2 protein-coding genes are annotated in these 1,487 nt (G+C 40.6%); both read right to left on the bottom strand.

What is annotated here, in order from left to right:
- A partial coding sequence (locus tag CXF78_RS00230) for a SapC family protein (RefSeq protein ID WP_102035656.1) occupies positions 1–664 on the bottom strand: 664 nt, incomplete at its 3' end.
- Positions 665–904: 240 nt separating this feature from the next.
- A partial coding sequence (locus tag CXF78_RS00235) for an NAD(P)/FAD-dependent oxidoreductase (RefSeq protein WP_180956999.1) occupies positions 905–1,487 on the bottom strand: 583 nt, incomplete at its 5' end.

Genomic DNA, 1,487 nt, shown 5'->3' on the forward strand with positions numbered 1-1,487 from the left:
CTTGGTTTAATGACCCCAAGTGACCATAAATCGGCCCTAGTAAACCGCGCTTTTTAAGTTCGATAAACTCTTCGTCGCTTAATGCATTTAATTTAGCTTCATCAATAAGGTATAAACCATTGATATTGCGTTTCTCTCCGGCGACATCAACAGTAAGAGTCTGATTAATCAGCAGCCCTTTTTCATCTAAAAAACCTAAAATACCGCGAGTAGCTTGGTCTTGTTCATAATGGCTAATCAACGCTTGCTTACGCGCTTCTAAAAACGGGGTTTCTTTACCGTCTTCAAACAATGCTTGGCCGTCTGTTTTAGTCACTTCTTTGGCATCTTCGCGAATACCAATCCAGACTTTATCTTTAACGTCTGGGTTAACCACTAAACCAAGAGGATAGTCACGAACAACTGCGGGGATATACAAACCTTGCCACTTACCGTCTTTTACACTTAGATTCTGACCAGGTTTTAGGCCTAACATTGCAACTGATTGAAATTCGTTAGTATCACTGTTTTTAACAAATACGATTGGATACTCAGTGGCAGCACGATTAATTTCATGCAAAGTAACCGGCACGATGTGCTGCTCCGCCACGTGTGAAAAGTCACTTGGAGTCAGTTTTAAATCACCATGCTTGGTTTGTTCTAATAATGTAATCTGGTTGGGCATCTTGGCTCCTTGAAGCACTGATTATCTTCTATGGTATAAGTACAACATCATTGTCATACGTTACGTTAACAAATAATTAATAACTGAAACTACCAAGTTAAATCTTAAATTCAAGTAGATTTAAGTTAAATTGTGTCAATAAACGTCAAATGGCCAATTCTTGTGCAAAATAGGCTTTATGTTTAACAAAGCCTATTTGTTTATGTTGATAGTCGCTCAACTCTCTAGGTGAGCACTCGCCTAATGTAACTTGAGCTTTGGACGTTGCCAGCGCAGTAATTTTTGGGCAATACGATATACAGATGCCGAGAACCAGCCATACAAGCTAGCCAAATGACGCTGATACAGAGAAATGTACATCAAACGTGCAACATGTCCTTCAACAAAAAAATCGCCTGAACGTAGGCTTCCCATTAAGTTGCCAACCGCCGAAAATCGACTCAGTGATACCAGTGATCCATAGTCTTTATAAACGAAAGGCTTTTCTGGCTGCTGTTTCATCTTCAAACAAATATTGGCATAAAGGCGATCGGCCATTTGGGCTGCGGCTTGGGCTCTTGGTGGTACCGGCTTACCTGATGGTAAAATTAATTGAGCACAGTCGCCTAAAGCGTAAATATCATCGATGCCTTTTACACGCATACAGTCATCTACATCAATTTGATTACGGGGAGTAACGGGAAGTTGAGTGAAGTTTTCAAATACTTTCGGACCTTTGACACCTGCTGCCCACACCTTGATATTTGCTTTAATCGTCTCGCCTGTCGCAGTAACAAAGCCTTCTTTGGTCACTTCTTTAACCTGCACACCTAAATGCAATTTA

The sequence above is a fragment of the Shewanella sp. 11B5 genome (genome assembly GCF_002836795.1).
GTDB lineage: Bacteria > Pseudomonadota > Gammaproteobacteria > Enterobacterales > Shewanellaceae > Shewanella > Shewanella frigidimarina.